Source organism: Pseudomonas soli (genome assembly GCF_021283165.2).
Taxonomy (GTDB): domain Bacteria; phylum Pseudomonadota; class Gammaproteobacteria; order Pseudomonadales; family Pseudomonadaceae; genus Aquipseudomonas; species Aquipseudomonas soli.
Window position 1 is genome coordinate 697821 of sequence record NZ_CP128543.1, and the last position, 9325, is coordinate 707145.

General features: G+C 57.5%; 3 protein-coding genes, 2 tRNA genes and 3 rRNA genes. 6 read left to right on the forward strand and 2 right to left on the reverse strand.

The genetic code is table 11. The features are described 5' to 3' along the window. Positions 1-44: 44 nt before the first annotated feature. Both LU688_RS03135 and LU688_RS03140 read right to left on the reverse strand, forming a co-directional pair. A complete protein-coding gene (locus tag LU688_RS03135) occupies positions 45-1061 on the reverse strand; it encodes a hypothetical protein (RefSeq protein WP_232888219.1) in 1017 nt (338 codons plus the stop codon). After that, positions 1051-1923 (reverse strand): LysR family transcriptional regulator, encoded by an 873-nt coding sequence (locus LU688_RS03140; protein ID WP_038707308.1) that lies wholly within the window; start codon positions 1921-1923, stop codon positions 1051-1053. Before LU688_RS03140 ends, LU688_RS03135 begins: the two co-directional genes overlap by 11 nt. 151 nt (positions 1924-2074) lie before the next feature. Here LU688_RS03140 and LU688_RS03145 point away from each other — a divergent pair, with 151 nt between their 5' ends. The 6 genes from LU688_RS03145 (at position 2075) to rrf (ending at position 9309) form a co-directional block, all read left to right on the forward strand. Beyond that, the gene (locus tag LU688_RS03145; protein ID WP_232888220.1) at positions 2075-3631 is read left to right on the forward strand and encodes an MFS transporter; all 1557 of its coding nucleotides are present in this window, start codon (positions 2075-2077) and stop codon (positions 3629-3631) included. Between the two features lie 489 nt (positions 3632-4120). Then, positions 4121-5657: ribosomal RNA gene (locus LU688_RS03150) — 16S ribosomal RNA — on the forward strand. Between the two features lie 86 nt (positions 5658-5743). Beyond that, positions 5744-5820: transfer RNA gene (locus LU688_RS03155), tRNA-Ile, on the forward strand. A 24-nt stretch (positions 5821-5844) separates the two neighbouring features. Further along, positions 5845-5920: transfer RNA gene (locus LU688_RS03160), tRNA-Ala, on the forward strand. 245 nt (positions 5921-6165) lie between these two features. After that, a 23S ribosomal RNA gene (locus tag LU688_RS03165) occupies positions 6166-9059 on the forward strand. 134 nt (positions 9060-9193) lie between these two features. Further along, positions 9194-9309 (forward strand): 5S ribosomal RNA (gene rrf, locus LU688_RS03170). Together the 16S, 23S and 5S rRNA genes with 2 tRNA genes alongside form the textbook arrangement of a ribosomal RNA operon. Positions 9310-9325: the final 16 nt, after the last annotated feature.

Genomic DNA, 9325 nt, shown 5'->3' on the forward strand with positions numbered 1-9325 from the left:
CGAAAGGGGGAGGGCCCGAGTGTACTGCGCGGCGTGGTGGAATGTCAGTGGCCGGGGAAAAGCAGCTGGGCAACGCCTGGATCGCTCAGCAGGCGGGCGGGGTCATGGCCGACTCCGGGCAGTACGTACTGACGATGCGCGAGCGCAATCGACCAGCGCTGGGCCAGGAAAGCCTCGTAGCGCAGGTAGTTGAGTTGCCGCTCGACCCGGTCACTGCCCTGGGCCTGGGCTGCACAGCTGCGGTCCATGATCCGGCTGTGGGGGTGGCGGTCGCGCTCGCCGACCAGGTAGGTCACGTCGCGTGCGGCGTAGCGGCCCAGCACCTGGCGGGCATCGAGATGCTGCGTGACGAAGTAGTCCGGTGCGCCTGGCAGGCCATAGCGGTAACGGTCGTAGTCGGCGCACTGCGCGGCAGGTAAAGGGTCGAAGCCTTCGCCAAGGGGGCGGTTGGCATCCAGGTACAGATAGGTGGAGGGGCTGGCGACAATGTAGCGCACATGGATGCCAAGGGCTCGCAGCGCCTGGTCGCCGGTGCCGAGCAGCGTGTAGCGCTGCAACAGTTGGCCACCGGCGGAATGGCCGATCAAGGTGATGTCTTCAAGGTGTGGAAATCGATGACGATCGGCAAGGTAGGCGAGAAGGTCGTCGAGCACGGCAAATGCCGAGATGCCGGAACGTCCGGCCACGGACTCGTGGCCCTGCAACCATTGGCTTTTCACCCACAAGGGCGGAGTGGGCGTTGCCTGGGGATCGTCTTCGCTGAAGAAGCGGGGGGCCAGCAGCAGTGTGTCGTCCTGGGTGAGTCCCGCATTGCCGAGCAGGGTCAGGCCGCTGCGATAGTAGTGGTCGGCATCACGGTGCACGCCATGGAGCACGATCACTGCATGTTGGACTGGCAGGCGGGTGTCGAGCCTGGCATTGGCATAGGTGAAGAAAGGGTAGGGCACAGGCTTGCCCAGCGTCACCGTCTGCATGGTGTCGCCGGCCCACGCGGGCCAGGCCAGGCAGGCGAGCAACACCAGCAGTGCCCGATAGCCGGCACGTAGGTGATCATTCGGCACCTTGGCGCACTCCTTCTATATAGCGCAGCACCGCGGGCGACTTTTCGAAGCGGCGGTGCACCAGGCTCAGCCATGAACTTGCCTGGGCGTCGGCGATGGGCCGGTAGTTGACCTGGGGCAAACTGATGCGCTGGACCACCGACGCCGGTACCACGGCCACGCCCTGGTCCAGTGACACCAGGGTGAGCACCGCCACCAGGCTGCCCGGTTGCGGCCCCAGGCGCGGGGTGAAACTGCCCTGGCTGGCAATTGCCAGGGTGCCGGAAATCTGCTCGGGCAAGATGAAGGTTTCGTCGACCAGGCGTGAGGCCGGGATGGTCTTCAGTTCGTTGAGGCGCGAGCTGGCCGGTAGCGCCAGGACGAAACCTTCCTGATGCAGGGCGATGGCGTTCAGGGTCTGCGACAGCTCCATCGGCGAGCGCAAGTAGGCGAGGTCGAGTTGGCCCTCCTCGACAAGCGAGGGGAGATCGAGCATGGGCACTTCGCGAATGTTCAGCTGTATGCCGGGACAGGCCTGGGCAAACCGACTGACCTGTTGCTGCAGGGTACCGGAGTAAGCCGCCGAGGCAACGTAGCCGAGCTCGATCCGCCCACTGTCGCCGCGACCGGCACGCTGCGCACCCAACTGCGCGGCGTCGAACTGCTGCACTGCCTGTTCGGCCTCGGTGAGCAAGGCCTGGCCGGCGGCGGTGAGGCTTACCTCGCGCTGGCTGCGTTCGAACAGCCGCACGCCCAGCTCACGCTCCATGTCCTGGATCTGCCGGCTCAGGGTCGGCGGGGCGATGCCCAGTTGCTCGGCAGCGCGGGTGAAGTGGCCGTGGCGGGCGACGGCAAGGAAGTAGCGGAAGTGACGTATCTCCATGGGGCCTCGTTAGCCAGGCGCTAATGACGCGGGACGTGCTGGCTAACAAGCCGGGCGCCCTGCGGCGTTATGGTTGAGGCAACACTACAAGGCTGGCGTCGTGGCGGTAAAGCGGCGACGACCTGCCTGCTCTCTATAATGGAGCCTTGCCATGCCTGCAGCCGCCTCACCACGCTTCACCCTGTTCACTGCCTCGGCGGTGTGCGCCGTGATCATCCTCGACACCAACATCGTCGCGGTCAGCCTGCCCAGCATTGCCCGCGATCTGTCCGGCTCGTTCAGCGACATCGAATGGGTGGTCAGTGCGTACTTGCTGGCGTTCGCTGCCTGCCTGCTACCCGCTGGCAGCCTGGCCGACCGCTTCGGCAGGCGGAGCATGCTGCTGCTCGGCCTGGCGCTGTTCGGCGCTGCCTCGCTGGCATGCGGCGCCGCGCCGAGCCTGTTGTTCCTTGATCTGGCCCGCGCAGCCAAAGGCATCGGTGCCGCGTTGTTGCTGACTGCCGCGCTGGCCGCCATCGGCCACCGTTTCCATGCGCCGCAGGAACGCATGCGGGCCTGGGCCTTCTGGGGCGCCTGCATGGGCGCGACCATCACCTTCGCGCCGCTGCTCGGTGGGCTGATCGCCAGTACCTTGGGCTGGCGCTGGATCTTCTATATCAACCTGCCGCTGGTGATCGTGCTGGCGTTCATGGTCGTACGCAGCATCGAGGAGTCCCGCGACGGTTCGGCGGCGCGGTTCGATCCACTGGGCAGCCTGACTTTCGCCGGTGGCCTGGGCTACCTGATCTGGGCCTTGATCGACGCCAATCGGGTCGGTTGGGACAGCGCCCCCACGTTGGGGCGTCTGCTGATCGCCGCGTTCCTGCTTGGCCTGTTCGTGATGGTCGAGCGCAGCCAGGCGCGGCCGATGGTCGACCTCGGCCTGATGCGCAGCGGGCGCTTCATCGGTGCCTTGCTGGGGATGTTCGCCTATGCCGCCTGTGCGCAGGTGATGATGACTTTGCTGCCTTTGTACCTGCAGGGCGGTTTGCAGCTGTCGGCCTTGGCTGCGGGCGCGGGCATGCTGCCGTTCGCCGTGGCCATGCTGCTCACGCCTCGGCTGGGCATGCGCATGGCTGCGCGCCTGTCGCCGGCCCAGGTATTCGCATTGGGGTTGGTCCTGGTCGGGGTGGGCAACCTGGCCTGCGCCTGGGCCACCGGCCAGGGTAGCTATGCCGCGTTCGCCCTGGCCAGTGTCGTGCTGGGCGCCGGAGCCGGGCTGCTCAATGGCGATACGCAAAAAAACATCATGGCCTGCGTACCGCGTGAGCGCACTGGTATGGCTTCGGGGCTGAGCACCACCACGCGCTTTGGGGCCATCGTCCTTGCCATAGGCATTCTCGGCGGCATCCTTGCGGCGCGCAGTGGGCAACTGCTGCGCGATGCTCTGGCGATTCATGCACCCGAGGCGTTGGGGGCGGCGGGGGAGATGGCCATACGGGTGGCGGCGGGGGATCTGCAGGCCGCGTTGGCGTTGCTCGACCCAAGGCTGAGAGAGGTGGCGGCACCACTTGCGCGCCAGGCGCTCATCGGCGGCTTCGAGGCGGTGCTGTGCAGTGCCGGTGTCGCGGCGCTGATCTTTGCGCTGCTGGTGGGGGTACTGCTGAACAAGCCCTTGCCGATCGGGCAGGCTCTTCATCAGCCTGAACCGGACATTGCAAATATATGAAATTAACGGTTGACGGGGTTTCAGATCCCCTTATAATGCGCCCCACTTCCAGCGACATCGGAACGAAAAACTCCTTGAATATCAATGAGTTGATTGTTTGGAGAGGTTGCGGAAGTGCTTCGATCGTCAGATCGGCAGCGGTGGAAAAGGCAGTTGACAGCAGGTTGTAACGCTGTATGATTCGCCTCCCGCTACGAGAGATCGCAGCGAGTCAAGTGTTTGAAGTTGAACGGGTTTCTCGCAAAATACTTCGAAATAAACGCTTGACAGCCGATGAGGAAAGCGTAGAATGCGCGCCTCGGTTGAGGCGAAAAGCTCTTAACCAAACGCTCTTTAACAAATTGAATCAAGCAATTCGTGTGGGTGCTTGTGAGTATGGACTGATAGTCGCCAAGATTATCAGCATCACAAGTGGCCATGCGAGAAATCACATAGTCATTTGAGATTGCTGAGCCAAGTTTAGGGTTTCTTAAAAACCCAAGCAGTATTGAACTGAAGAGTTTGATCATGGCTCAGATTGAACGCTGGCGGCAGGCCTAACACATGCAAGTCGAGCGGATGACGGGAGCTTGCTCCTTGATTCAGCGGCGGACGGGTGAGTAATGCCTAGGAATCTGCCTGGTAGTGGGGGACAACGTTTCGAAAGGAACGCTAATACCGCATACGTCCTACGGGAGAAAGCAGGGGACCTTCGGGCCTTGCGCTATCAGATGAGCCTAGGTCGGATTAGCTAGTAGGTGAGGTAATGGCTCACCTAGGCGACGATCCGTAACTGGTCTGAGAGGATGATCAGTCACACTGGAACTGAGACACGGTCCAGACTCCTACGGGAGGCAGCAGTGGGGAATATTGGACAATGGGCGAAAGCCTGATCCAGCCATGCCGCGTGTGTGAAGAAGGTCTTCGGATTGTAAAGCACTTTAAGTTGGGAGGAAGGGTTGTACGCTAATACCGTGCAATTTTGACGTTACCGACAGAATAAGCACCGGCTAACTCTGTGCCAGCAGCCGCGGTAATACAGAGGGTGCAAGCGTTAATCGGAATTACTGGGCGTAAAGCGCGCGTAGGTGGTTCGTTAAGTTGGATGTGAAAGCCCCGGGCTCAACCTGGGAACTGCATCCAAAACTGGCGAGCTAGAGTATGGTAGAGGGTGGTGGAATTTCCTGTGTAGCGGTGAAATGCGTAGATATAGGAAGGAACACCAGTGGCGAAGGCGACCACCTGGACTGATACTGACACTGAGGTGCGAAAGCGTGGGGAGCAAACAGGATTAGATACCCTGGTAGTCCACGCCGTAAACGATGTCAACTAGCCGTTGGAATCCTTGAGATTTTAGTGGCGCAGCTAACGCATTAAGTTGACCGCCTGGGGAGTACGGCCGCAAGGTTAAAACTCAAATGAATTGACGGGGGCCCGCACAAGCGGTGGAGCATGTGGTTTAATTCGAAGCAACGCGAAGAACCTTACCAGGCCTTGACATGCAGAGAACTTTCCAGAGATGGATTGGTGCCTTCGGGAACTCTGACACAGGTGCTGCATGGCTGTCGTCAGCTCGTGTCGTGAGATGTTGGGTTAAGTCCCGTAACGAGCGCAACCCTTGTCCTTAGTTACCAGCACGTTATGGTGGGCACTCTAAGGAGACTGCCGGTGACAAACCGGAGGAAGGTGGGGATGACGTCAAGTCATCATGGCCCTTACGGCCTGGGCTACACACGTGCTACAATGGTCGGTACAGAGGGTTGCCAAGCCGCGAGGTGGAGCTAATCTCACAAAACCGATCGTAGTCCGGATCGCAGTCTGCAACTCGACTGCGTGAAGTCGGAATCGCTAGTAATCGCAAATCAGAATGTTGCGGTGAATACGTTCCCGGGCCTTGTACACACCGCCCGTCACACCATGGGAGTGGGTTGCACCAGAAGTAGCTAGTCTAACCTTCGGGAGGACGGTTACCACGGTGTGATTCATGACTGGGGTGAAGTCGTAACAAGGTAGCCGTAGGGGAACCTGCGGCTGGATCACCTCCTTAATCGAAGACATCAGCCTGCTGATGAGCTCCCACACGAATTGCTTGATTCATTGTGTAAAGACGATGCTGTAACGCGACCCTGTTATAGGTCTGTAGCTCAGTTGGTTAGAGCGCACCCCTGATAAGGGTGAGGTCGGCAGTTCAAATCTGCCCAGACCTACCAATTACTTGGTGCGGCTGGTCAAATGGGGCCATAGCTCAGCTGGGAGAGCGCCTGCCTTGCACGCAGGAGGTCAGCGGTTCGATCCCGCTTGGCTCCACCACTCTTTCAGGTTTCGCAGCACTGCTCAGAACTTAGAAATGAACATTCGGTGATGAATGTTGATTTCTGACTTTTGTCAGATCGTTCTTTAAAAATTCGGATATGTGATAGAAATAGACTGAACACCAGTTTCACTGCTGGTGGATCAGGCTAAGGTAAAATTTGTGAGTTCTGCTCGAAAGAGCGACGTGCGAATTTTCGGCGAATGTCGTCTTCACAGTATAACCAGATTGCTTGGGGTTATATGGTCAAGTGAAGAAGCGCATACGGTGGATGCCTTGGCAGTCAGAGGCGATGAAAGACGTGGTAGCCTGCGATAAGCTTTGGGGAGTCGGCAAACAGACTGTGATCCAGAGATCTCTGAATGGGGGAACCCAGCCAGCACAAGCTGGTTATCTTGTACTGAATACATAGGTGCAAGAGGCGAACCAGGGGAACTGAAACATCTAAGTACCCTGAGGAAAAGAAATCAACCGAGATTCCCTTAGTAGTGGCGAGCGAACGGGGACCAGCCCTTAAGCTGGTTTGAGATTAGTGGAACGCTCTGGAAAGTGCGGCCATAGTGGGTGATAGCCCCGTACACGAAAATCTCTTGCCAGTGAAATCGAGTAGGACGGAGCACGAGAAACTTTGTCTGAACATGGGGGGACCATCCTCCAAGGCTAAATACTACTGACTGACCGATAGTGAACCAGTACCGTGAGGGAAAGGCGAAAAGAACCCCGGAGAGGGGAGTGAAATAGAACCTGAAACCGTATGCGTACAAGCAGTGGGAGCCTACTTTGTTAGGTGACTGCGTACCTTTTGTATAATGGGTCAGCGACTTATATTCAGTGGCGAGCTTAACCGAATAGGGGAGGCGTAGCGAAAGCGAGTCTTAATAGGGCGCTTTAGTCGCTGGGTATAGACCCGAAACCGGGCGATCTATCCATGGGCAGGTTGAAGGTTAGGTAACACTGACTGGAGGACCGAACCGACTACCGTTGAAAAGTTAGCGGATGACCTGTGGATCGGAGTGAAAGGCTAATCAAGCTCGGAGATAGCTGGTTCTCCTCGAAAGCTATTTAGGTAGCGCCTCATGTATCACTGTAGGGGGTAGAGCACTGTTTCGGCTAGGGGGTCATCCCGACTTACCAAACCGATGCAAACTCCGAATACCTACAAGTGCCGAGCATGGGAGACACACGGCGGGTGCTAACGTCCGTCGTGAAAAGGGAAACAACCCAGACCGTCAGCTAAGGTCCCAAAGTCATGGTTAAGTGGGAAACGATGTGGGAAGGCTTAGACAGCTAGGAGGTTGGCTTAGAAGCAGCCACCCTTTAAAGAAAGCGTAATAGCTCACTAGTCGAGTCGGCCTGCGCGGAAGATGTAACGGGGCTCAAACCATGCACCGAAGCTACGGGTATCACCTTTAGGTGATGCGGTAGAGGAGCGTTCTGTAAGCCTGTGAAGGTGAGTTGAGAAGCTTGCTGGAGGTATCAGAAGTGCGAATGCTGACATGAGTAACGACAATGCGAGTGAAAAACTCGCACGCCGAAAGACCAAGGTTTCCTGCGCAACGTTAATCGACGCAGGGTTAGTCGGTCCCTAAGGCGAGGCTGAAAAGCGTAGTCGATGGAAAACAGGTTAATATTCCTGTACTTCCAGTTATTGCGATGGAGGGACGGAGAAGGCTAGGCCAGCTTGGCGTTGGTTGTCCAAGTTTAAGGTGGTAGGCTGAGATCTTAGGCAAATCCGGGATCTCAAGGCCGAGAGCTGATGACGAGTGCTCATTAGAGCGCGAAGTGGTTGATGCCATGCTTCCAAGAAAAGCTCCTAAGCTTCAGATAACTGGGAACCGTACCCCAAACCGACACAGGTGGTTAGGTAGAGAATACCAAGGCGCTTGAGAGAACTCGGGTGAAGGAACTAGGCAAAATGGCACCGTAACTTCGGGAGAAGGTGCGCCGGTGAGGGTGAAGCACTTGCTGCGTAAGCCCACGCCGGTCGAAGATACCAGGCCGCTGCGACTGTTTATTAAAAACACAGCACTCTGCAAACACGAAAGTGGACGTATAGGGTGTGACGCCTGCCCGGTGCCGGAAGGTTAATTGATGGGGTTAGCGCAAGCGAAGCTCTTGATCGAAGCCCCGGTAAACGGCGGCCGTAACTATAACGGTCCTAAGGTAGCGAAATTCCTTGTCGGGTAAGTTCCGACCTGCACGAATGGCGTAACGATGGCGGCGCTGTCTCCACCCGAGACTCAGTGAAATTGAAATCGCTGTGAAGATGCAGTGTATCCGCGGCTAGACGGAAAGACCCCGTGAACCTTTACTATAGCTTTGCACTGGACTTTGAGCTTGCTTGTGTAGGATAGGTGGGAGGCTTTGAAGTGGGGACGCCAGTTCTCATGGAGCCATCCTTGAAATACCACCCTGGCAACCTTGAGGTTCTAACTCAGGTCCGTTATCCGGATCGAGGACAGTGTATGGTGGGTAGTTTGACTGGGGCGGTCTCCTCCCAAAGAGTAACGGAGGAGTACGAAGGTGCGCTCAGACCGGTCGGAAATCGGTCGTAGAGTATAAAGGCAAAAGCGCGCTTGACTGCGAGACACACACGTCGAGCAGGTACGAAAGTAGGTCTTAGTGATCCGGTGGTTCTGTATGGAAGGGCCATCGCTCAACGGATAAAAGGTACTCCGGGGATAACAGGCTGATACCGCCCAAGAGTTCATATCGACGGCGGTGTTTGGCACCTCGATGTCGGCTCATCACATCCTGGGGCTGAAGCCGGTCCCAAGGGTATGGCTGTTCGCCATTTAAAGTGGTACGCGAGCTGGGTTTAGAACGTCGTGAGACAGTTCGGTCCCTATCTGCCGTGGACGTTTGAGATTTGAGAGGGGCTGCTCCTAGTACGAGAGGACCGGAGTGGACGAACCTCTGGTGTTCCGGTTGTCACGCCAGTGGCATTGCCGGGTAGCTATGTTCGGAAGAGATAACCGCTGAAAGCATCTAAGCGGGAAACTTGCCTCAAGATGAGATCTCACTGGAGCCTTGAGCTCCCTGAAGGGCCGTCGAAGACTACGACGTTGATAGGTTGGGTGTGTAAGCGCTGTGAGGCGTTGAGCTAACCAATACTAATTGCCCGTGAGGCTTGACCATATAACACCCAAGCAATTTGCTCACGCAGATTGCGGTGGTGAAGACGAAACGAACCGAAAGTTCGCGACGAACCACAAAGATCACATATCCGAATTGGCTGGCATGTCTGCAAGGACGTACTGGCAACCGAATTTCTTGACGACCATAGAGCATTGGAACCACCTGATCCCATCCCGAACTCAGCAGTGAAACGATGCATCGCCGATGGTAGTGTGGGGTTTCCCCATGTGAGAGTAGGTCATCGTCAAGATTCATTTCGCAAAACC

Coding starts and splice junctions, on each gene's coding strand:
- LU688_RS03140 (WP_038707308.1), bottom strand. CDS start 1,923: ATGGAGATACGTCACTTCCGCTACTTCCTTGCCGTCGCCCGCCACGGC.
- LU688_RS03145 (WP_232888220.1), top strand. CDS start 2,075: ATGCCTGCAGCCGCCTCACCACGCTTCACCCTGTTCACTGCCTCGGCG.